At 44.1% G+C, this 20,742-nt stretch carries 22 protein-coding genes; 9 read left to right on the top strand and 13 right to left on the bottom strand.

Annotation, left to right across the window (positions count from 1 at the left end; translation table 11 throughout):
* Positions 1 to 91: 91 nt before the first annotated feature.
* Complete coding sequence (gene bcp / locus AB4507_RS16605; protein WP_372137938.1) at positions 92 to 562, bottom strand: thioredoxin-dependent thiol peroxidase; 471 nt, start codon at positions 560 to 562, stop codon at positions 92 to 94.
* Between the two features lie 12 nt (positions 563 to 574).
* A complete protein-coding gene (locus AB4507_RS16600; RefSeq protein ID WP_017060705.1) occupies positions 575 to 1,117 on the bottom strand; it encodes a glycine cleavage system protein R in 543 nt (180 codons plus the stop codon).
* A gap of 374 nt (positions 1,118 to 1,491) precedes the next feature.
* Here AB4507_RS16600 and dapA point away from each other — a divergent pair, with 374 nt between their 5' ends.
* Together dapA and bamC are read left to right on the top strand one after the other, a co-directional pair.
* Positions 1,492 to 2,370, top strand: a complete 879-nt coding sequence (dapA, locus tag AB4507_RS16595; RefSeq protein WP_017060704.1) for a 4-hydroxy-tetrahydrodipicolinate synthase — start codon at positions 1,492 to 1,494, stop codon at positions 2,368 to 2,370.
* A gap of 48 nt (positions 2,371 to 2,418) precedes the next feature.
* Complete coding sequence (gene bamC / locus AB4507_RS16590; protein WP_017060703.1) at positions 2,419 to 3,465, top strand: outer membrane protein assembly factor BamC; 1,047 nt, start codon at positions 2,419 to 2,421, stop codon at positions 3,463 to 3,465.
* Between the two features lie 161 nt (positions 3,466 to 3,626).
* On the opposite strand, the gene AB4507_RS16585 is transcribed toward bamC, so the two are convergent.
* The 4 genes from AB4507_RS16585 to AB4507_RS16570 form a co-directional block, all read right to left on the bottom strand.
* A complete protein-coding gene (locus tag AB4507_RS16585) occupies positions 3,627 to 3,836 on the bottom strand; it encodes a DUF2897 family protein (protein WP_017060702.1) in 210 nt (69 codons plus the stop codon).
* A gap of 8 nt (positions 3,837 to 3,844) precedes the next feature.
* Complete coding sequence (locus tag AB4507_RS16580; protein WP_017063385.1) at positions 3,845 to 4,519, bottom strand: M15 family metallopeptidase; 675 nt, start codon at positions 4,517 to 4,519, stop codon at positions 3,845 to 3,847.
* A gap of 45 nt (positions 4,520 to 4,564) precedes the next feature.
* Positions 4,565 to 5,701, bottom strand: a complete 1,137-nt coding sequence (gene dapE / locus AB4507_RS16575; RefSeq protein WP_017060700.1) for a succinyl-diaminopimelate desuccinylase — start codon at positions 5,699 to 5,701, stop codon at positions 4,565 to 4,567.
* A 98-nt stretch (positions 5,702 to 5,799) separates the two neighbouring features.
* Positions 5,800 to 6,147 carry an ArsC family reductase gene (locus tag AB4507_RS16570; RefSeq protein ID WP_017060699.1) on the bottom strand — a complete coding sequence of 116 codons (348 nt, stop codon included), beginning with the start codon at positions 6,145 to 6,147 and terminating at the stop codon, positions 5,800 to 5,802.
* A 205-nt stretch (positions 6,148 to 6,352) separates the two neighbouring features.
* Between AB4507_RS16570 and AB4507_RS16565 the strand changes: the two genes are divergently transcribed.
* Positions 6,353 to 6,640 (top strand): helix-turn-helix domain-containing protein, encoded by a 288-nt coding sequence (locus AB4507_RS16565; RefSeq protein ID WP_004734273.1) that lies wholly within the window; start codon positions 6,353 to 6,355, stop codon positions 6,638 to 6,640.
* Positions 6,641 to 6,708: 68 nt separating this feature from the next.
* Here the strand turns inward: AB4507_RS16565 and AB4507_RS16560 are convergent, their stop codons facing one another.
* On the bottom strand, positions 6,709 to 7,041 hold the full coding sequence (locus tag AB4507_RS16560) for a DUF4156 domain-containing protein (RefSeq protein ID WP_017063387.1): 333 nt from the start codon (positions 7,039 to 7,041) through the stop codon (positions 6,709 to 6,711).
* Positions 7,042 to 7,053: 12 nt separating this feature from the next.
* Complete coding sequence (locus AB4507_RS16555) at positions 7,054 to 7,398, bottom strand: DUF2956 domain-containing protein (protein WP_017060697.1); 345 nt, start codon at positions 7,396 to 7,398, stop codon at positions 7,054 to 7,056.
* 109 nt (positions 7,399 to 7,507) lie between these two features.
* Between AB4507_RS16555 and AB4507_RS16550 the strand changes: the two genes are divergently transcribed.
* From AB4507_RS16550 to AB4507_RS16535, 4 genes are all read left to right on the top strand, one after another.
* The gene (locus AB4507_RS16550; RefSeq protein WP_017060696.1) at positions 7,508 to 7,969 is read left to right on the top strand and encodes a DUF2919 domain-containing protein; all 462 of its coding nucleotides are present in this window, start codon (positions 7,508 to 7,510) and stop codon (positions 7,967 to 7,969) included.
* A 65-nt stretch (positions 7,970 to 8,034) separates the two neighbouring features.
* Complete coding sequence (locus tag AB4507_RS16545; protein ID WP_102394434.1) at positions 8,035 to 8,958, top strand: Dyp-type peroxidase; 924 nt, start codon at positions 8,035 to 8,037, stop codon at positions 8,956 to 8,958.
* Between the two features lie 121 nt (positions 8,959 to 9,079).
* Positions 9,080 to 10,213, top strand: a complete 1,134-nt coding sequence (locus AB4507_RS16540) for a flagellin (RefSeq protein WP_372148835.1) — start codon at positions 9,080 to 9,082, stop codon at positions 10,211 to 10,213.
* Between the two features lie 297 nt (positions 10,214 to 10,510).
* The gene (locus AB4507_RS16535) at positions 10,511 to 11,644 is read left to right on the top strand and encodes a flagellin (RefSeq protein WP_372129876.1); all 1,134 of its coding nucleotides are present in this window, start codon (positions 10,511 to 10,513) and stop codon (positions 11,642 to 11,644) included.
* Between the two features lie 485 nt (positions 11,645 to 12,129).
* On the opposite strand, the gene crr is transcribed toward AB4507_RS16535, so the two are convergent.
* The 5 genes from crr to cysZ form a co-directional block, all read right to left on the bottom strand.
* Entirely contained in the window at positions 12,130 to 12,639 is a 510-nt protein-coding gene (crr, locus tag AB4507_RS16530; protein WP_004737851.1) for a PTS glucose transporter subunit IIA, read from the bottom strand.
* Positions 12,640 to 12,745: 106 nt separating this feature from the next.
* Positions 12,746 to 14,470, bottom strand: a complete 1,725-nt coding sequence (gene ptsI / locus AB4507_RS16525; protein WP_048660880.1) for a phosphoenolpyruvate-protein phosphotransferase PtsI — start codon at positions 14,468 to 14,470, stop codon at positions 12,746 to 12,748.
* Positions 14,471 to 14,606: 136 nt separating this feature from the next.
* Positions 14,607 to 14,864 carry an HPr family phosphocarrier protein gene (locus AB4507_RS16520; RefSeq protein ID WP_004734263.1) on the bottom strand — a complete coding sequence of 86 codons (258 nt, stop codon included), beginning with the start codon at positions 14,862 to 14,864 and terminating at the stop codon, positions 14,607 to 14,609.
* 302 nt (positions 14,865 to 15,166) lie between these two features.
* Positions 15,167 to 16,135 carry a cysteine synthase A gene (cysK, locus tag AB4507_RS16515; RefSeq protein ID WP_017061934.1) on the bottom strand — a complete coding sequence of 323 codons (969 nt, stop codon included), beginning with the start codon at positions 16,133 to 16,135 and terminating at the stop codon, positions 15,167 to 15,169.
* Positions 16,136 to 16,372: 237 nt separating this feature from the next.
* Positions 16,373 to 17,131 carry a sulfate transporter CysZ gene (gene cysZ, locus AB4507_RS16510; RefSeq protein WP_372083391.1) on the bottom strand — a complete coding sequence of 253 codons (759 nt, stop codon included), beginning with the start codon at positions 17,129 to 17,131 and terminating at the stop codon, positions 16,373 to 16,375.
* Positions 17,132 to 17,360: 229 nt separating this feature from the next.
* On the opposite strand from cysZ, the gene zipA reads away from it, so the two are divergent.
* Both zipA and ligA read left to right on the top strand, forming a co-directional pair.
* Positions 17,361 to 18,404, top strand: a complete 1,044-nt coding sequence (zipA, locus tag AB4507_RS16505; protein WP_017061932.1) for a cell division protein ZipA — start codon at positions 17,361 to 17,363, stop codon at positions 18,402 to 18,404.
* Between the two features lie 92 nt (positions 18,405 to 18,496).
* Positions 18,497 to 20,509 (top strand): NAD-dependent DNA ligase LigA, encoded by a 2,013-nt coding sequence (gene ligA / locus AB4507_RS16500; protein WP_372182973.1) that lies wholly within the window; start codon positions 18,497 to 18,499, stop codon positions 20,507 to 20,509.
* Positions 20,510 to 20,742: the final 233 nt, after the last annotated feature.

The following is a 20,742-nucleotide window of genomic DNA, read 5'->3' as shown; positions in this document are numbered from 1 at the left end:
GCTTAATAATTAGCTTAATCATTAGCTTAATGAGTGTTGCTATTGCCTTAGAGAGTGGTGAATCTAAGTCATTAACTCACTCAAATCGCCCTTAAGCTTCTTGATTGAAGTAATCTAGAACCACTTCGTGGTGAGTCTTAGTCTTGAACTTGTTGAAGACATGTTCAATCTGACCTTCTTCATCAATTAGGAAGCTAATACGGTGCAGACCATCGTATACCTTACCCATGAATTTCTTCTCGCCCCAAACGCCAAACTGTTCAGCAACGCTGTGGTCTTCATCTGATAGCAGAGTGAAGTTTAGAGATTTCTTCTCAACGAAGTTTGGTAGACGTTTTACTGGGTCAACACTCACACCTAGAACAACCACGTTTAGGTCATCAAGCTGTGTTTTGATATCACGCAGGCCTTCCGCTTGCACAATACAACCTGGAGTCATTGCTTTAGGGTAAAAATAGAAAAGTACTTTTTTACCTTTGAAGTCACCAAGAGATACGATATTGCCATCTTGATCTGGAAGAGAAAAAGCAGGTGCTGGAACACCAGCCGTTAGCGTATTCATGACATTTCCTTTTTAAAGACTGTTTTTGATAAAGTTGAGCGAGCCTTGGACTGATAGGCTCTGACACAGCGAATCGAATTCTTCTTGTAGCTGCATCAAGTTACATTCTGATTGCACAGAAGCGGTAATAGAGATATGGAATTGGTCGTTGTCGAGTTGAACCTTAGATTTATTGATGGTTCGTGCACTTAACGAATCGAGGCCGATGTTTCGGTCTGCGAAGAACTGGGTAAACTGCTCAGTAAGTCCGATTTTATCGTCTGACTCAACGAACACCTCTACTGTGTAAGAGTTCTCAATAACATCATGAGTTGAGGTTCGCTTCATAATCGTAATCAAGTCGTGCTCTTGTCCAAGCAAGGGCAAGGTGGTTTCAACGCGGGTAATGTTGTTTGCCTTTCCAGACAGCAGCATGATAAGCGTAAATTCTTCGCCAAACAGGGCGATACGGCTATCAATAATGTTACAGCCTGATTGGGTGACTAAATGAACCACTTGGTTGCATACACCTGGGCGATCAGTGCCCACAGCTGTGATTACTAGATGTTGAGTCATAAAATCACGTCTCTTTATATTCCATTGATTCATGCATGTTAGCACAGTTAGCTCGTGGAATAAGCGTGCGTGCGGGGCTTTTTATGTGCGACCTTGCTTCGAACATGCAACCAATGATAAGAATATCGAGCGCGTTAAAAAATGAGATAGAGCGATGAGAGCACAGCTTACTTGTTACTGACATCCAGTGATGTGCTATCCGCTAGATTGAGTGCAGGTTACCCAAATTCTAGGTAGAACGCCGTTAGAAGTCGTTTTACCTCAAACATACGACAATATTTAATGCAGATGTTGCCGGTAAGCCACTTTAATGTCTTGTGTTTATTGATTGGCTTACAGTAACATGCAAAAAGAATAAATTAAGGGAGATAGACATGTTTTCAGGAAGTATCGTTGCGCTAGTTACGCCATTTAATACAGATGGTGAAGTGGATTTCGACAGCCTTAAAAAGTTAGTTGAGCACCATATTGCTGCAGGTAGTGATGGTCTGGTTGCGGTTGGCACAACAGGTGAGTCTTCAACACTCACTATTGAAGAGCATGTCAAAGTCGTCAACAAGATCGTTGAATTTGCTGATGGTCGTATTCCCGTTATCGCTGGTACAGGTGCAAATGCAACTCATGAATCTGTTCTATTCAGCCGTTTGTTGAATGGTTCTGGTATTGCTGGTTGCCTGAGCGTAACGCCTTACTACAACAAACCGACTCAAGAAGGTTTGTACCAACACTACAAAGCGATTGCTGAAGTCAGTGACGTTCCACAAATTCTATACAATGTTCCAGGTCGTACTGCGGTAGACTTGTTGCCAGAAACGGTTGCTCGTCTTGCTGAGATCGAAAATATCGTTGCACTGAAAGATGCGACGGGTGATCTCGACAGAATTGCAATTCACCGTGAACTTTGTGGCGAAGACTTTATCTTACTAAGTGGTGATGATTTAACAGGCCTAGAATTTGTTAAGCGTGGTGGCGATGGCGTGATCTCTGTAACGAACAATGTTGCAGCCGCTGATATGGCAACCATGTTCAAGCTAGCAAAAGAAGGTAAGTTTGAAGAAGCGGAAGCGATCAATGAGCGTTTGATGCCTCTACATAAGAATTTGTTCGTTGAGTCTAACCCTATTCCCGTAAAATGGGCGGTTCATAAAATGGGTCTGATTGCTGAAGGTGGCTTACGTCTACCGCTGACTGAACTGTCAGAGCCAGCTCAACCTGTTGTTGCTCAAGCAATGACTGAAGCGTGCATTTACTAAAACGTATGAAGTGATGCCGAAGCGAACCTTCGGCATTTAGGAGTATAAATGAAGTATTCTCACCAGCTAGTGATTGGGTCACTGGCTGTTTTCGTTCTTACAGCATGTTCTGGCAACCCGACTCAACGTCGCCAAGCCAAAGATGATTTCGAATACTTAGAAACACCTGAGTTTTCACAATGGCAATTGCCTGTAGATGCTCAGCCTCAGTTCTACCCAAATTTTGACATCCCAAGCGGTGAATTCAGTGGTGGTACTGGTCGTGAAGTGGATATTCGTCCACCGCAACAGGTTCTTGAACTGATCCCGGGTGCTCGTGCTGAGCGTCAAAACGGTGAAGTGACACTATGGCTTCTTCGCGCAGAAGAGGCAGACCGCGTGTGGCAAACGGCTGTAGATATGCTGGCTCAACGTGGTATTGGTATTCGTGAGCAATCAGAGAATGAGATTGAGACCGATTGGGTAACTTGGGTTTCTGAAGATGAAGACGTAGAGATTGGTAGTCGTTACTCTATCTCTCGCTTCCAAGCAAACAACCGTCATGGCTTCAAGATTAATCTGATTGATTGGCGTGAAGGTACTGAAGAGAAAACAGTAACGGCAACCAATAAAGAGCGTTACAACGCGTTCCTGACCAACCTAGTTATGGCTAAGTACGATGAAAACCTTCGTGCTGAAGCGGCGCTGAAAGCGCAAGAGTTGGTGAAGCGTATTCCAATTTCAATGGGTGCTGACCGTAGTGGTTTCCCTGTGATTATTGCTCGTACGCCATACAATGTATTCTGGCAGCGTCTGCCTAACTTGTTGCCTGAAATGGGCTTTGAGCTTGAAGAACGCAATCAATCTCAGGGTACGGTGAAGGCGAAGTACGCAGCACCAGATGATGAGTTCTGGGAAGAAATTGGCCTACAGCCTATCGACTTAGCGCCAGGCACTTACAACTTCCTATTTGGTGACCTTGGCAACCGTACGTCAATCAACGTAACGGATGCATCAGGTAAGCCAGTAGAAGAAGAGCTGCTTAAGTCTATGGTTCCGGTATTAGCGCATATTGCTGACCAAACCAAAGATGACAAAGAAGCGAAAGCTGAGTAGTCATTCAAGCCGTCACAAGCTGAGTTAAATCAGCCTTGTGATTAGCAAAAGCAAATAAAAAAGAGGACACACTGTGTCCTCTTTTTTATTGTATTCGTTGTCATCAGGCTACATTGGTCAATCAAAATTGGTCAATCAAGCTGATTAGCCAAAGCAAAAGGCTATGCGTCTTTATTGTCTTTGGATTCTTCTTTTTCAGCTTTCTCTTGGTTAAGTTTATCCGAGCGATTGAGCTTATCTAAATCTCGCTCAGTTTTACCACGCCCCGTCAGATCCATATTGGCTGTCTGTTTGAGCGCTGCGATGTTACCCACAACAACGCTAACTACGATGATGATGATAACCCAAGGGTTTGTAAGCCACTCCAACATAAGCGCTCCTAATGACTGATATTCGCTACGAAGCGTGCATAGATCTCGTCTAGCTGCTCCATAATAATCTCATACCCTAATACTGGCTTAGATTGGAGTTGCTTGCCAAGTAAAGTCGGAGATAACTGTGATAAACACGACTCCGATACTTTGCGATGGCTGATATGCCATGGTTCGATCGCCACACCACCCAAATCTTGGCTGTAAGGAAAGAAGAAACCAAATTGTGCAGCATGAACTGATAGCCATTGGTAAAACGATTGCTGGTGGCCAGTAAGGTATTCCCATGGTTCTAATTGCAGATGTATGCCTTCAGGTAAGTGGTTACGAGCAAAGACATCGAAGTCACAACCCCAATGATGACGACTCGCGCCGGGAAGCGCAGACCATCTCAGGATAGCCGATAGCTTTTGTTGTTCGGTCAGTTTTGAAGCATCAAGAGGTTGGCTTTCTGAATCTAATATCGGAGCTTCGCCAGAAAACTTACGGTTCCAAATCAGAGATTGCCTTTCATAGTCGCGAAAGCCACTGGCAATCTCCATTTTAAAACCAGCGAGCTGAGCAGCTTCAATCAAATTATTCAGGTCATTCTTAACCTCACTGTGGACCAAGAAGGTCTTGGTGCCGATCAGGCTAGGCTCTAGATGAGAATCTGATTGTCCGGTAAGCTGCTCTGGTGTCATAACGAGTCTCTCAATAATTGGATGCTATGAATCGCTGATGAAAGACTATTTAGCGAATAGGTTCACTAATGTTCTTTCGTACATGTCAGTTAGCTTTTCTAAATCGGCTACCTTCACGCATTCGTTAACCTTGTGAATCGTTGCATTCACAGGGCCTAGTTCAACCACTTGTCCGCCCATACGTGCAATAAAGCGACCATCAGATGTACCGCCAGTCGTTAGCAGTGCTGGTTTCACATCATTGACGTGACCCACTGCATCAACAATAGCATCAAGCAGTGAACCTGCGTCTGTTAAGAACGGGTCGCCATTGAATGTCCATCTTAGGTCGTATTCGAAATCATACTTGTCGAGTGTCGTTGTGATGCGCTCAACGATGATGTCGTTGCTTAACTCTGTACTAAAGCGTAGGTTAAACTGAACATTAAACTCACCAGGGATCACGTTTGAAGCACCAGTACCCGCACTCACATTTGGAATTTGGAAACTGGTTGGCGGGAAGTAATCATTACCTTTATCCCACTCAGTTGTTGCTAGCTCATTAATAGCAAGCAGAGAGCTGTGTACTGGGTTGTTTGCTAGGTGAGGGTAGGCAACATGACCTTGTGTGCCTTTAATCGTTAGGTCGCCAGTGATAGAGCCACGACGGCCGTTCTTCACGACATCACCCACGAACTCAGTGCTCGATGGTTCACCAACGATACACATATCGATGTTTTCACCGCGCGCCATTAATGCTTCAACAACACGTACAGTACCGTTGATGAAAGGACCTTCCTCATCTGAAGTGATCAGGAAACCAATTGAGCCTGTGTGGTCTGGGTGTTTGGCAATGAACTGCTCGACGGCAACAATCATTGAAGCCAGAGAGCCTTTCATATCAGCAGCGCCACGGCCATGTAGGAAACCGTCTACGATAGTCGGTTCGAATGGCTTAGTGTTCCACTGTTCGATTGGGCCTGCAGGTACCACATCAGTGTGACCAGCAAAAGCAAACAGAGGCGCTTCAGTACCACGACGAGCCCAGAAGTTGGTCGTATCTTCAAATACCATCACTTCGATTTCAAAACCGAGTGCTTTTAAGCGTTCAATCATCAGGTCTTGGCAGCCTGCATCTTCTGGTGTTACCGATTGACGGCTGATTAGGTCTTTTGCCAGAGCCAAAGTTGGGCTATCTGTCATCCTTGAATTCCTTGTTTAAATAAAACGTCTAGTCATTAATTTTTAGGCGCTGATTCACTGATCAACGTCCTGTTGTCTGTCTATGTAAATACAACGATCTAAGCAAAAATAGCCGCGTATTGGTCGGCTTTAAATCCGATGTGAAGCTTACCCTCAACTTTTAAGATTGGGCGCTTGATCATGGCAGGTTGTTCAACAAGCAAAGTCACCGCTTTTTCTTCTGTTAGGGTGTCTTTCTGTTCTTGAGAAAGTTGGCGATAAGTCGTACCACGTTTGTTTAGCACAAGCTCCCAACCTAGCTCAGAGCAGAAGCTTGTTACTAGCTCTTCTGTGATGCCTTGTTTGCGATAATCGTGAAATTCGAACTCGATACCTTCAGCTTCGAGCCATTTCTTTGCTTTTTTAATGGTGTCGCAATTTGGGATACCAAACATGGTGATAGTCATTATTCTTCCTTTGAGTGATTTTATTTCATTGTTATGAGTTGAATCCTATCAGGAAGCAGCAACTCAGACAAAATAGAGTGATGAATATTTCATAGAGTGAAAAAAAAGCGTAAGAAAATGTCACTATTGGAGACTTATTGATCAGCCTCAACATGTTGTCAGCGAAAAAAGAAATAATTGAGCTGCACATATATAGGAGGTGTCAATGGAGTTGAGTCCTGTTTTTGCAAGGCGGCTATATTTAGCATTGTTAGTGGAAAGCCTTGATAGGCCAAATGTGCCTAAACTCATCGAAAAAACGGGGTGGCCTCGTCGTACTATTCAAGATGTACTCAAGGCGTTACCGGGGATCGGTATCGAACTTATGTTTGTTCAAGATGGGCGACGTCATAATGATGGCTATTACCAGTTATCCGACTGGGGGCCATTTGACAGTCAATGGGTTATCCAGCGTAAAGGCGATATAGCAACAAGCCTTGGATTTAGTGCATAAGCCAGCGAAAGCTGGCTTTCTTTTGGGTGTCATAAAATCAAAGCATATCGATATGCCGCTTTAGTTGCTTACTCGCACAGGTAGGCGGTACCAAGCATAGTCACGGAAGTGCTGAAATCTTGGGGTAGGGTAAAGATGACGGTGTCTGCGCCTAGCTCAATGGCATTCGATTTAAGCTCATTCATCGCACCTTGAATCAGGGCGTCATTGGGAAAGAACAAGTAGCTGTACCAATGACCTTCGCTGCCAGTGATTTCCCCTTTATACTCACACTGCTCGATGTTAATCAGGCCGTGGTAATCCATTTGTACCTTGTCCGCTTTACTATGAGGCGTTGATGTGGGTTTGGTACACCCGAGTAACATGCCACTCATAGCCAAAGCGACTAATTCCTTTTTCATACGTTTACCCTGCTATTGCATCAAATAAATCGCGAAGCCTACCCAGCTTGCGAACAGTAGTAACCACGGCAGTTTAGTGGCGTGATTTGATGGTGTTTCAACACTTGTTTCGATCGTGTCTTCTTGGTGTTGATTAGCTTGTTGAGTCTGTTTTTCTTTCTGTACGCGCTTCTTCGCTTTATCGGCTTGGCGGCTGCGTTCTTTTTGCTGTTTCTTGTACAGTGCGATGCCTTTCTCGATACCCTGAGCAATCAGTTTAGTTTGTTCTTTGGTTTGAGCTGGCTTTTGAGTCGCTTTGGCTATCTTCAGTGCTTCCTGTTGAGATTCAACAGAGGGCGTATTAGTTTTGTTTTTCATACTGAGTTCGACAATTAAAACGGATTGGCTACTAAGATAACGCAAAGCTAGTTAAGTATGAATGATTTGCGTTAAAGTGTTGGTTTGAAAATAAGTGAAAGTGAGATTTGTGCGGTACTCCATAGAACAATACGACAAGCACGGCTTTTTGAAAGCTCCAATCTTGCTCTGGCTAGGTTGGTTGTTTCTTGCGAAAGCCTTGGTCGTTTTCATTGTTGCAGGCGCAAGCCGAGAATCGGGAACCGATATTCTTGAGATAATCTACCCAGACCATCAGATGTTTTATGTCGGGATCGCGTTGAGTGTGCCTAGTTTGCTGCTGATGTGGTTATTTGGGCTAAGATCGCCAGATAGAAAGCGCCTTAACAAAGTCGTGTCATGGGGACGTTGGGTTACCATGATGGCTATCTTGGCACAGGGCTCCCATACGATTTATTTAATCTATTTGGATAACGGATGGTTCCGTTGGTCAAATGGCATCACCCTATTGTTGCTGCTGTGGTTAGCGCTTTATCTAACCAATAGCCATGCTGCAAGGGATTGCTTTAAAGTGGTTGAGCTCGAAGACTGATTCTCATCAAAACATTTGTCCCATTCACAATTATACTTAGAAGCTAAAACTGGAAGGAATAATCTATGCTTAATGTTTCAAATGAGCAGCCTAACGTTCAAAGTGCTATTTTGCCTGAAGCTGGGCCTTTCGCGCTTTACGTTCAACTTAAAGTGAACGCTAATACTGCTAATGTACTAGCAGAAATTCAAAAGCTTCCGACTCTAATCGACGAACTAAACCAAACTCAGCCTGATGCGAACTTAACGGCATCGGTTGCGTTCTCAAAAGCTTTTTGGGATAGGTTCGAGCAAGCAGCGCCCGCTGATTTGATCGACTTCCCTGTGCTGGGTGAAGGTGATATCACAGCACCGAGCACACTGTCTGACGTTCTGATTCACTGTCATTCAAACCGACATGATCTGCACTTCTTTATCTTGCGTAAATTGCTATCTGAAGTAGCAGCTGATGTTGAAGTGGTTGATGAAACTTATGGTTATCGCTTCCTAGACTCTCGTGACATGACAGACTTTGTTGATGGCACTGAAAACCCGAAAGACGCACAACGTGCTGAAGTCGCTATTGTGCCTGAGGGTGAATTCGCTGGTGGTAGTTATGTAATGGTGCAGCGTTTTGTGCACAATCTGCCAGCTTGGAATCGCTTGAATGTGTCGGCACAAGAGAAAGTGATTGGCCGAACTAAACCTGATTCAATTGAGTTAGATGATGTTCCTGCGGCGTCTCACGTTGGCCGTGTGGATATCAAAGAAGAAGGCAAGGGGCTTAAGATTGTTCGCCACAGTCTACCTTACGGTACTGCTACGGGCGACCACGGCTTATTGTTCATTGCTTACTGTAACGTTCGTCATAACTTCGATGCGATGTTAGAGAGCATGTACGGCGCAACAGATGGCAAAACAGACCAACTGCTTCGCTTTACCAAAGCAGTGACTGGCGCTTACTACTTTGCACCTTCAACTGACATGTTGAGTGTATTAACGATTAAGTAAATCACCTCATCTGCAGCAAAGAAAGGGAGCCTCAGGGCTCCTTTTTTATTAAAGCTTTATATGAACTGGTCGATATAAGAGCAATCGTGAGTTTTATTCATCTTTTTGTAAGCGAAGGTCTATGGCTATAACTGTTAATACCAATGTCTCAGCGCTGGTGGCCCAGAGAAACCTCTCTAATGCCAATAACATGCTGAACCAATCTTTGGAGCGCTTGGCTTCAGGGAGTCGTATTAACAGCGCTAAAGACGATGCTGCAGGGCTACAAATTTCGAACCGCTTGGAAGCGCAGATGAGTGGCATTGATGTCGCTGTGCGTAATGCGAATGATGGTATATCTATCATGCAAACCGCTGAAGGCGCGATGAATGAAACCACCAATATCATGCAGCGCATGCGCGACTTGTCTCTACAAGCAAGCAACGGTTCAAATAGCCAGTCGGAAAGAACGGCGATTCAAGAAGAGATTACCGCCTTAAACGATGAGCTGAATCGTATTGCAGAGACCACTTCTTTTGGTGGCAAAAAACTTCTCAATGGTAATTTTGGTAGTACGTCATTTCAGATTGGTGGCAGTTCGGGCGAAGCCGTGCAGATTGGTTTGAAAAGTATGCGTACTGATGACATCAACATGGGAGGCTTTAGCTACGTTGCTAATGGCATGGCCAGTGATTCATGGGCAGTGAAATCAAACCAGAATGATATGACGATGTCGTTTACCGATCGTTTTGGCCAGCCTCAAGAGATCATCATTAATGCGAAAGTCGGCGATGACATTGAAGAGTTGGCGACCTACATCAATGGTCAAACGGATCTGGTCTCAGCTTCGGTTAATGATGATGGGCAGCTTCAAATCTACATGTCTGGTGAAGATACCTCTGGCACTACCTCTTTCTCTGGTTCACTCGCGAGTGAACTGTCGATGTCAGCGGGTTACTATGAGTCGGTGAATGACATCAATGTGACGGATGTAGGTGGCGCGCAGCGTGCTGTTTCTATTTTAGATACCGCGATGAAGTACGTGGATAGCCATCGCTCTGAATTAGGCGCAATGCAAAACCGCTTCGACCACGCCATTAACAACCTTGAAAATGTTCATGAAAACTTGGCGACCTCAAACAGTCGAATCAAAGATACCGACTACGCCAAAGAAACCACTCAAATGCTCAAGCAACAAATACTGCAGCAAGTGAGCACAACGATACTCGCTCAAGCCAAGCAAGCGCCGAATCTAGCTTTAACGTTATTAGGTTAATGAATTACCTACAATCTTATAAAAGCATTTCAGCTTGGCCGGTGCTTTTTGGCGAATAAAAATACAATTTCTCACTCGACTGACTTCCCGGCAACTTTAGCGATTTTCTCATCTTTTTTCGATAATTTTACGACCAGTCACGCTTTCTTCTGTTTTACCGCTATTTCTTTAAATTTGTTGTTTTTTTCCTAAAGGTTTCGCCAATCACGCCGTTATTAAAAGTAACTTAGAGATAACTACTTGGTTTTCCGAGACGTCGGAAACCGCTATACCGGAAAATCAATTGGAGAAGTCACCATGGCAGTGAATGTAAATACAAACGTTTCAGCGATGACAGCGCAACGTTACCTAAACAATGCAAACAGCGCACAACAAACATCAATGGAGCGTCTAGCTTCTGGCTCAAAAATCAACAGCGCAAAAGATGACGCTGCGGGTCTACAAATCTCGAACCGTTTGAACGTTCAAAGTCGTGGCCTTGATGTTGCTGTACGTAACGCGAACGACGGTATCTCAATTGCACAAACTGCTGAAGGTGCAATGAACGAGACGACTAACATCCTGCAACGTATGCGTGATTTGTCTCTACAATCTTCAAACGGCTCAAACTCAAAATCTGAGCGTGTAGCGATTCAAGAAGAAGTAACTGCGCTTAACAATGAACTTAACCGTATCGCAGAAACCACATCTTTCGGTGGTAACAAACTCATTAATGGCACTTACGGAACTCAGTCATTCCAAATCGGTGCGGATAACGGTGAAGCTGTAATGCTTCAACTGAAAGACATGCGCTCTGATAACGCTCAGATGGGTGGTAAGAGCTACCAAACTGAGAACGCGAAAGACAAAGACTGGAACGTTCAAGCGGGCTCTAACGACCTAAAACTGTCGTTCACTGACAACTTCGGCCAAGCACAAGAAATCGACATCAGCGCAAAAGCGGGTGATGACATCGAAGAGCTAGCGACTTACATCAACGGTCAACAAGATTCTGTTAAAGCGTCTGTTACTGAAGACGGCAAGCTACAAATGTTCACAGGCAACAACAAAGTGAGCGGCGATGTGTCTTTCTCTGGCGGTCTTGCGGGCGAGCTAGGTATTCAAGCAGCTAAAGACGTAACGGTTGATACTATCGACGTAACATCTGTTGGCGGCGCACAAGAGTCTGTAGCAGTAATCGATGCGGCCCTTAAGTATGTAGACAGTCACCGTGCTGAGCTAGGTGCTTTCCAAAACCGTTTCGACCACGCTATCAGCAACTTAGACAACATTAACGAGAACGTTAACGCATCTAAGAGCCGTATTAAAGATACCGACTTCGCGAAAGAAACGACTCAGATGACTAAGTCTCAGATCCTTTCTCAAGCTTCAAGCTCGATTCTTGCTCAAGCGAAGCAAGCACCGAACTCGGCACTTAGCCTACTAGGTTAATCGATTGAAAAGCCACGTTGACCGATAGTGTTGACGTTAGGCTTCCACAAATTAGCTCGTGGTGAGAGATGAGCGCTAAACAGACCCAGCTTCGGCTGGGTTTTTTATTGCCTGAAATTTGGAGAAGAGAGGGGAGTTGTGGTGTTGGTAGTTGATTGGAAAGCGAGATTCCCTATCACGTTCGTGCCTCACTGTAGGGAATGACGGGAGTTGGGTATTGGTGACTCTATAGCTAACTGTATAGAAGAGGTCGGTTTGAGTAACAATCACTCAGGCTTAAACCATAGTGTTTAATCGTCATCCCAGAATCGAACCGAGCGAGATGTCAGGGATCTCTGTTCGTGAGAGGCCCAAAGAAGAAGGGGATTTGTAGTTGTTAGGTATAAGGCCAAAGCGGCTGGTAATCTGGCATTAGAACTATATAGCAGGCACAAAAAACGCCACCCTTAGGTAGCGTTTTAATTAAAGCAGATAAGTAATCGAGATTACTTAGTTACTTTAAGAACTGGAGTTTCGCCAACAGTTACAGAACCAGAAAGCTTGTTCAGCTCTTTGATTTCGTCCATGTTAGAGATAACAACTGGAGTAAGCGTAGATTTTGCTTTCTCTTCTAGAAGCGCTAGGTCGAAAGTGATGATAGTGTCACCAGCTTTAACAGATTGACCTTCTTCAGCTACACGAGTGAAGCCTTCGCCTTTAAGTTCAACAGTATCGATACCGAAGTGAACGAAAAGCTCAACACCGTCGTCAGACTCGATAGAGAATGCGTGGTTAGTTTCGAAGATCTTACCGATAGTACCGTTAACTGGAGCTACCATTTTGTCGCCAGCTGGTTTGATCGCGATGCCGTCACCAACGATTTTTTCAGCGAAAACTACATCTGGCACATCTTCGATGTTTACGATTTCACCAGAAAGAGGTGCGATGATTTCGATTGCACCAGCATCAGCGCTGTCATCAGATACAAGCTTTTTCAGTTTGTCAAACAGACCCATTGTGTCATGCTCCTAACGTTTAGTTTTATTCTGTAGAATATACTATACCAATCTAACAAATTAGACGACTATTTTTAGCCGTCTAACGTTATTAAGCGATTGGCGATTACTGAGTTTTCTCAGCGATGAACTTTTCTACGCAAGCTTCAATTTCAGCAGCTGTTGGTAGAGATAGTGCTTCGTCAGCCATAGCTTTAACTTCAGCGAAGTTAGAGTTACGGATTACTTTCTTAACTTTAGGGATAGAGATACCGCTCATAGAGAACTCATCTAGACCCATACCAAGAAGAAGTAGCGTTGCACGCTCATCACCAGCAAGCTCACCACACATACCAGTCCACTTACCTTCAGCGTGTGATGCGTCGATCACTTGCTTGATTACTGTAAGAACAGCAGGAGATAGTGGGTTGTATAGGTGAGAAATCATTTCGTTACCACGGTCTACCGCAAGAGTGTATTGCGTTAGGTCGTTAGTACCGATAGAGAAGAAAGATACTTCTTTCGCTAGGTGGTGTGCGATTGCAGCAGCTGCTGGAGTCTCAACCATTACGCCGATTTCGATTTCTTCATCGAAAGCTAGGCCTTCAGCGCGAAGTTCAACTTTGTACTCTTCGATTGCTTTTTTCAGTTCACGGATCTCTTCAACAGAAATGATCATTGGGAACATGATACGTAGTTTACCGTGTGCAGATGCACGTAGGATGCCACGTAGTTGGTCACGTAGGATTTCACGACGATCCAAGCTGATACGTACTGCACGCCAGCCTAGGAACGGGTTCATCTCTTGTGGAAGGTCCATGTATGGTAGGTCTTTGTCGCCACCGATATCCATAGTACGGATAATCACTGATTCGCCTTCCATTGCTTCTGCTACTTCTTTGTAAGCAACGTATTGCTCTTCTTCAGTAGGAAGCGCGTCACGGTCCATAAATAGGAATTCAGTACGGTACAGACCAACGCCTTCACCGCCGTTACGCAGGATACCGTCACAGTCTTTTACTGTACCGATGTTGCCACAAACTTCTACACGGTGACCGTCTAGAGTTTCAGCGTGTAAATCTTTTAGTTTTGCTAGTTCAGCCGCTTCTGCTTCGAAATCTGCTTTGATTTTCTTAGCTTCTGCTAGTTCAGCTTCAGAAGGGTTGATGATGATCTTGTTGTTCATCGCGTCTAGCACAAGCATGTCGCCGTTCTTAACTTGCTTAGTGATATCGTTAGTACCAACGATAGCTGGAAGCTCAAGAGAACGTGCCATGATTGAAGTATGAGATGTACGACCGCCGATGTCACAAGCGAAACCAAGAACGTAGTCTAGGTTGATTTGTGCAGTTTCAGATGGCGTTAGGTCGTAAGCTACTAGGATAACTTCTTCATTGATATCTGCTAGAGATACAATGTTGATGCCTAGAGCATTTTTAACGAAACGAGTACCGATATCACGGATATCAGTTGCACGTTCTTTTAGGTACTCATCATCAAGAGACTCTAGTGCAACAGCTTGCTCTTCGATCACAGTGTGGATCGCGTTGTCTGCGTGCATCTTGTCTTTCTTGATGAGTGCTAAAATCTCTTCTTCTAGCTCTTCATCTTCAAGCAGCATGATGTGGCCTTCAAAGATTGCTTCTTTTTCTTCGCCAAAAGTTTCAAGTGCTTTTTGCTTAACAACTTCAAGCTGTTGAGAAGATTTGTTACGAGCGTCAAAGAAACGCTGTACTTCTGCTTCAACTTGGTCGTCAGAGATAGATTGAGTGTTTAGGACAATTTCATCTTCTTGAAGTAGTAGTGCTTTACCGAAAGCAATACCGGGAGATGCTAGGATGCCTGAAATCATAGCCTTACCTTAGTTGTTCAACTGTAAACGGGAGAGTGTGTGACTTTAAGTCGTCGACTAATGTCGCGCTTATTCCTATCTATTTCGAACAAAGCCACTTTGCTATGCAAAATGGCTTTGAAAGAAGGAGACCGTATTAGTGTAGTTGATCCATAAGAGCAACTAGGTGGTCTACTGCTTGCTGAGCTTGAGGACCTTCAGCTGAAATAGTAACGTTAGTACCTTTTACTAGGCCTAAAGTTTGTAGTTTGAACAGGCTTTTCGCGCTAGCGCTTTTGCCGTTAGAAGTCACTGTGATGTCAGCGTCGAAAGATTTTGCTTCTTTAACGAACTGTGCAGCTGGACGAGTGTGAAGACCGTTTTCTGCTGTGATTTCTACTTGCTTCTCGTACATTTTATATACCCCAATTAATTTATTTTTTGTAAGTTTGTAACCAGATTAGCTTAACTGCTTTAGCCCAAATGCGCTAGAGGCTAGTACGCCATGTTCGTGTTAGAACTTAGACTGGTTATAAATTTTTATCCAGCCATGGTCGTCTTTTGCTGAGTACTCATGACTTTCAGAATTTGTTTATTGCTTCTTTTATTTTGAAGCGAAAAATAAAACAGACCTGATATTACCAAAGGTGGGGCAGGGATCAACAAAAAAGCCCCTAAACGGGGCTTTTTTGGACGAAAAATTGATTTGACCACATATTATTGTTGGTTCTCTTTTTCCGTAAAGATGCCAGCAAATAGGGCTGTGCTTAGGTAACGCTCACCAGAGCTTGGTAGTACAGTAACGATAGTTTTTCCTGCAAATTCAGGTAGTTCGGCGATTCTGTTTGCTGCTACAACTGCCGCGCCAGATGAGATGCCTGCAAGAATACCTTCTTCTTTCATTAGGCGTTGAGCCATCTCAATCGCTTCTTCAGAAGTTACCGATTCAACACGGTCAATAATCTCTAAATCTAGGTTTCCAGGGATGAAACCTGCACCGATACCTTGAATTTTGTGTGGAGCTGGTTTGATTTCTTCACCTGCAAGTGCCTGTGCAATCACTGGAGACTCTGCTGGTTCAACCGCTACTGAAGTGATCGCTTTGCCTTTTTCACCTTTAATGTAACGACTTGTACCTGTGATAGTACCGCCCGTACCAACACCCGCTACAAACACGTCGATTTCGCCGTCTGTTGCTTCCCAAATTTCAGGACCAGTCGTTTGCTCGTGAATTTGTGGGTTGGCTGGGTTATTGAACTGTTGAAGTAGTAGGTACTTGTCTGGGTCTGAAGCAACAATCTCTTCTGCTTTAGCAATCGCACCGTTCATACCTTTTGGTGCTTCAGTCAGCACTAGGTTTGCGCCAAGCGCTTTAAGCAGCTTACGACGTTCTAGGCTCATTGATTCAGGCATAGTTAGCGTTAGTTTGTAACCGCGTGCTGCTGCTACGAATGCAAGTGCAACACCTGTGTTACCACTGGTAGGTTCAACAAGCTCGATACCTGGCTTAAGCGTACCCGCTTTTTCTGCTTCCCAGATCATGTTTGAACCGATACGACATTTAACACTGAAGCTTGGGTTACGAGCTTCGATCTTAGCTAGGACGTTACCTTTGCTTACTTTGTTAAGGCGGACTAGAGGTGTGTTACCAATCGTTAGGGTGTTGTCTTCGTAGATCTTGCTCATGCGATATTCCTTCATTTAATGACAGAACTAAACGTAGTATATCAATCACTTTACCGTCTAGTGTCTTACGATGTTTATTCAGCTTGAATTTAGATTAAACAAGTTGAAAAAAAGGTAAAAGGATTAAAAAGTTATATCATATAGATATGTAGCAGAATTCACGCCTATCTTTATTGAAATCAGAACTTCAAAAAGATAGGCGAAACTAGGAAGTATAGGCGGGGTAATAGACGAGAATTATAGACGAGAACGCAGAGCTTGGTCTTTAAACTCAGCAACCCACATTGCCGTCGCGCCGCAAACGGCAACGGGCATTACGATCAGGTTTAGAATTGGAATTGTGGTGAACAAAGAAACAAGCGCGCCAAAGCTGTAGCTCTTGCCTTGTTTTTGTTTCAAATTGTTTCTCATGTCATCAAATTTGATTTTATGGTTATCGAACGGGTAGTCGGCGTATTGAATCGCTAACATCCATGCTGTGAAAATGAACCATAAAAACGGAGCAACGGTTTGCCCTAGTGCTGGAATTAACAAAAGTAGGAATAAACCGATCGCTTTTGGCAGAATGTAGACAAGCTTGCGCCATTCTCTCGCTAATATACGTGGGGTATCTTTGAGGACATCAAGTAAACCATCGTCATTAACTTTTTTACCGCTCAACAACTCTTCAACTTTTTCCGCGAGTAAACCGTTGAACGGTGCGGCAATGAAGTTAGCGAGCGTGCTAAAGAAATACGAGAATGTGGCCAAGACGGTTAACACAAGTAATGGCCATAAAATGTATGACAACCACGACAAGAAACTTGGCAATGCACCAATCCAACCTTCAATCCAAGTGTTTAGGTTGGAGAAGATATAAAACAAGGCACCACCAACGAGTAACACGTTCGCGATAAGTGGCATTAGTACAAACTTACGAATGCTCGGTGATAAAGCGATTTTTATTCCGAAAATAAAATAGCCAAAGCCGGAGCGGGGAACAGATTCAATAGTCATATTTAAATTAGGTCACATGTGAATTTGGTTAAATAGCAAACATGTCTAGTGTACTCGACCGAAATTAAGAAAAAAAGCGTGGTGAAAATCACACCATGTAAGGAACTAATTGTATTAAGTTGTTCTAAAACAGTGGCTACTTTTGATAGAGTAGTGAGATTAGCCAAATTAACCCAACTTAGTGACAGCGTGTTTATAGCTAGTTGACTAAGAAAGCTGAGAGCGAAAAATGCAGGAATTGCGATTTGTACTCATTATTGTTGGCGCATTAGCTATCGCCGCATTATTGTTCCATGGTCTATGGACGAGTAAAAAAGAAGGGAAAGCAAAGTTTGGAGATAAGCCTCTCGGTAAGCTTGATAACGACAGCTTAGATGAAGCAGAAACTATTCCAAACCGTTCATTCGCCCCAGAAGATGATTTTGAGATAATCCGAAAAGAACGTAAAGAGCCGGATTTTGCTGTTTCACCCTCTGATACTGATCCGCTGATCGACTCAGATCCGCTAACAGCGCCACAAGCGAAAGAAGCTTACGAAGATGATATCGAATTAAATGATCTTCCTTCTTTCAGCGTAGAAGACCCAATTAAGGTTGAAAGTGAACCTGAAGTGATTGAGGAAGAGAAGGACGTTGAGCCTGAAGTTCCAAGCTTTGAGTTGACTGACGAGCAAAAAGAAAACCATGCCGGCTTTAAAGTGCAGTACGGTTCGTTTGAAGAGCCTTCTGAAACAGTTGATGAGCCAGTCGTTCCAAACGAAACGCTTACTCAAAGAGAGCCCGTTGTTGCGAAAGAAGTCGTGACTCCGCAAAGTGCGACTGTTGAAGAAGCAAAACCAGATGAAGAACTTGGTTTAGAAGTGATCGTTCTTAATGTTCACTGTGCTGGAGAGATCCCATTCGTTGGGACTGAACTTTTCCGCAGCATGGAGAACAACGGTTTAACTTATGGTGAGATGTCTATTTACCACTGCTTTGCACAATCTACAGATGCACCAAAGGTTATTTTCAGCGTTGCAAACATGATGCAGCCAGGAACGCTAGAACATGATGATCCTGCTGACTTCACGACTAAAGGTATTTCGTTCTTTATGACGTTGCCTTGTTATGGTCAAGCTGATCAAAACTTCAATGTGATGCTGAGTGCGGCGCAGAAAATTGCTGACGATATGGGCGGAAACGTGTTGGATGAGTCACGCAACTTAATGACACCAAACCGTTTATCTGACTACCGCAAGCAAATCAGAGACTTTATGACGGCATCGAATGCCTAGCCGTATTGTTTAGCCTTGTAAATAATCTATATTTATAGAAAAGGGCTCCTAAGGGAGCCCTTTTTGATATTTCAATCACGATAGAGAATGATATGAAAGAATCGATTCAAGTTACCTTAGAGCAGTTAAGAGAAACTCTGCATTATCACGCCGTTCGTTATTACGTAGAAGATAGCCCTGAGATCCCTGATGTCGAGTACGATCGATTAATGCAGCAATTGCTAAAGATCGAAGAAGAGAACCCGGAATTAGTGACGGTAGATTCTCCGAGCCAACGTGTTGGTGGTCAGCCTCTCGATGGTTTCACTCAAGTGACTCATGAGATCCCAATGCTTTCTCTGGACAATGCTTTCTCTGATGAAGATTTGGATGCGTTCAATAAGCGAATGTCTGATAGAGCGCCAACCGCTAACCTCAAGACTTTCTGTTGTGAACCTAAGCTTGATGGCCTTGCAGTTAGCCTACTCTATGTGAATGGTATTTTAGTTCAGGCTGCGACACGTGGTGACGGTGCGACGGGTGAAAACATCACTGAAAACGTGCGTACGATCAGCTCTATCCCACTTAAGTTACAAGGTGAAGGCTGGCCGCAGCGTATTGAAGTTCGTGGCGAAGTGTTTATGCCAAAAGCGGGTTTCGATAAGTTGAATGAGATGGCGTTGAAGAAAGGCGAGAAAGTATTTGTTAACCCACGTAATGCCGCCGCAGGTAGCCTGCGTCAGCTTGATTCTCGTATTACTGCGAAACGTCCGCTAGCTTTCTACGCATACAGTGTCGGTGTTGTACAAGGCGCTGAGCTATCAAATAGTCACTACCAACGCTTTTTACAGCTTAAAGGTTGGGGCTTACCTATGTGCCCCGAGACTAAGCAACTGAGCTCTCTCGAAGACGTGAAAGCCTATTACCAAGATATTATGACTCGTCGTGATGCTCTGGCTTACGAGATTGATGGCGTTGTTATCAAAGTCGACGATATCGCGGCTCAAGAAGTACTTGGCTTTGTTGCACGAGCGCCACGTTGGGCAATTGCTTATAAGTTCCCAGCTCAAGAAGAGATTACCCTGCTCAATGACGTTGAGTTTCAGGTGGGCCGTACTGGCGCGATTACGCCGGTTGCTAAACTAGAACCTATCTTCGTAGGCGGCGTGACGGTGAGTAATGCCACCCTTCACAATGCCGATGAGATTGCGCGTTTAGGCGTGAAGGTAGGCGACAGCGTTATTATTCGCCGTGCAGGTGATGTTATTCCGCAAATTGTGGCTGTTGTACTAGATCGTCGCCCTGAAACGGCTAGAGACATTGTTTTCCCTGATGCTTGCCCTGTATGTAGCTCTACGGTTGAGCGTGTCGAGGGGGAAGCTGTAGCGCGTTGTACTGGCGGTCTAGTGTGTCAGGCACAGCGTAAAGAAGCGCTTAAGCACTTTGTGTCGAGAAAGGCGTTGGATGTCGACGGCCTTGGCGTAAAAGTGATAGAGCAGCTTGTGGACCGTGAAATGGTAGAAACGCCTGCTGACTTATTTAAGCTTAGTGCTGGCGTGATTACTGTTCTTGATCGTATGGGGCCTAAATCAGCACAAAACGTGGTGAGTGCGCTGAATAAAGCTAAAGACACGACATTAGCGCGTTTCCTCTATTCACTCGGTATTCGTGAAGTCGGTGAAGCGACAGCGATGAACCTAGCGCAACACTTTAAGACGTTGGAACTGGTTCAGGCAGCCACTCATGAACAATTAGTTGAAGTGTCAGATATTGGTGACATCGTTGCTAGCCATATCACCAGTTTCTTCTCACAAGAGAAAAACAGAGCGGTCGTCGATCAGCTGATAGAGCTAGGTGTGAATTGGCCAATCATCGAAGAAGCTGCCGATGACCAAGAATTACCATTAGAAGGTAAAGTCGTTGTGTTAACAGGTTCATTGTCGCAATTAGGTCGAAGTGAAGCGAAAGCGGCGTTACAAGCATTAGGTGCGAAAGTGACGGGTAGCGTATCGAAGAAAACTGATATCTTATTTGCTGGTGAAGCTGCGGGTTCTAAACTAACTAAAGCACAAGATTTAGGAATCGAAATAAGAACCGAAGAAGATCTAATTGCCCTTATATCGTAAGTAAATTCAGATAAAAAAAGCTCAAAGGCACTCCTTTCAAGGGAGTGCCTTTTTTGTTTCTGATATAAAAATGAGGGCTTTTTAATTGTTGAGAATTTTGTTCCTATACGAACTCTAAAATCAGGACAGTGACGCTGCTCAACATTAATGAAATACCATTGTAGTTGTATCAAAAATGCGAGTCACTTCTATTTTTATAAGAGCGCGCTCCATTCAAGTGTTTGATATTTATT

The sequence above is a fragment of the Vibrio sp. 10N.222.54.A3 genome (assembly GCF_041474095.1).
Classification (GTDB): Bacteria; Pseudomonadota; Gammaproteobacteria; order Enterobacterales; family Vibrionaceae; genus Vibrio; species Vibrio crassostreae_C.
This window is presented reverse-complemented; position numbering and strand designations above follow the sequence as displayed.

What these genes read in the sequence shown, in the direction of transcription:
- zipA (WP_017061932.1), top strand. Translation starts at nt 17,361, where the DNA reads ATGCAGGAATTGCGATTTGTACTCATTATTGTTGGCGCATTAGCTATC.
- AB4507_RS16565 (WP_004734273.1), top strand. Translation starts at nt 6,353, where the DNA reads ATGGAGTTGAGTCCTGTTTTTGCAAGGCGGCTATATTTAGCATTGTTA.
- AB4507_RS16600 (WP_017060705.1), bottom strand. Translation starts at nt 1,117, where the DNA reads ATGACTCAACATCTAGTAATCACAGCTGTGGGCACTGATCGCCCAGGT.
- cysZ (WP_372083391.1), bottom strand. Translation starts at nt 17,131, where the DNA reads ATGACTATTGAATCTGTTCCCCGCTCCGGCTTTGGCTATTTTATTTTC.
- AB4507_RS16540 (WP_372148835.1), top strand. Translation starts at nt 9,080, where the DNA reads ATGGCTATAACTGTTAATACCAATGTCTCAGCGCTGGTGGCCCAGAGA.
- AB4507_RS16585 (WP_017060702.1), bottom strand. Translation starts at nt 3,836, where the DNA reads ATGTTGGAGTGGCTTACAAACCCTTGGGTTATCATCATCATCGTAGTT.
- bamC (WP_017060703.1), top strand. Translation starts at nt 2,419, where the DNA reads ATGAAGTATTCTCACCAGCTAGTGATTGGGTCACTGGCTGTTTTCGTT.
- dapE (WP_017060700.1), bottom strand. Translation starts at nt 5,701, where the DNA reads ATGACAGATAGCCCAACTTTGGCTCTGGCAAAAGACCTAATCAGCCGT.
- AB4507_RS16560 (WP_017063387.1), bottom strand. Translation starts at nt 7,041, where the DNA reads ATGAAAAAGGAATTAGTCGCTTTGGCTATGAGTGGCATGTTACTCGGG.
- AB4507_RS16580 (WP_017063385.1), bottom strand. Translation starts at nt 4,519, where the DNA reads ATGACACCAGAGCAGCTTACCGGACAATCAGATTCTCATCTAGAGCCT.
- ligA (WP_372182973.1), top strand. Translation starts at nt 18,497, where the DNA reads ATGAAAGAATCGATTCAAGTTACCTTAGAGCAGTTAAGAGAAACTCTG.
- AB4507_RS16555 (WP_017060697.1), bottom strand. Translation starts at nt 7,398, where the DNA reads ATGAAAAACAAAACTAATACGCCCTCTGTTGAATCTCAACAGGAAGCA.
- crr (WP_004737851.1), bottom strand. Translation starts at nt 12,639, where the DNA reads ATGGGTCTGTTTGACAAACTGAAAAAGCTTGTATCTGATGACAGCGCT.
- ptsI (WP_048660880.1), bottom strand. Translation starts at nt 14,470, where the DNA reads ATGATTTCAGGCATCCTAGCATCTCCCGGTATTGCTTTCGGTAAAGCA.
- AB4507_RS16520 (WP_004734263.1), bottom strand. Translation starts at nt 14,864, where the DNA reads ATGTACGAGAAGCAAGTAGAAATCACAGCAGAAAACGGTCTTCACACT.
- AB4507_RS16545 (WP_102394434.1), top strand. Translation starts at nt 8,035, where the DNA reads ATGCTTAATGTTTCAAATGAGCAGCCTAACGTTCAAAGTGCTATTTTG.
- dapA (WP_017060704.1), top strand. Translation starts at nt 1,492, where the DNA reads ATGTTTTCAGGAAGTATCGTTGCGCTAGTTACGCCATTTAATACAGAT.
- cysK (WP_017061934.1), bottom strand. Translation starts at nt 16,135, where the DNA reads ATGAGCAAGATCTACGAAGACAACACCCTAACGATTGGTAACACACCT.
- bcp (WP_372137938.1), bottom strand. Translation starts at nt 562, where the DNA reads ATGAATACGCTAACGGCTGGTGTTCCAGCACCTGCTTTTTCTCTTCCA.
- AB4507_RS16570 (WP_017060699.1), bottom strand. Translation starts at nt 6,147, where the DNA reads ATGACTATCACCATGTTTGGTATCCCAAATTGCGACACCATTAAAAAA.
- AB4507_RS16535 (WP_372129876.1), top strand. Translation starts at nt 10,511, where the DNA reads ATGGCAGTGAATGTAAATACAAACGTTTCAGCGATGACAGCGCAACGT.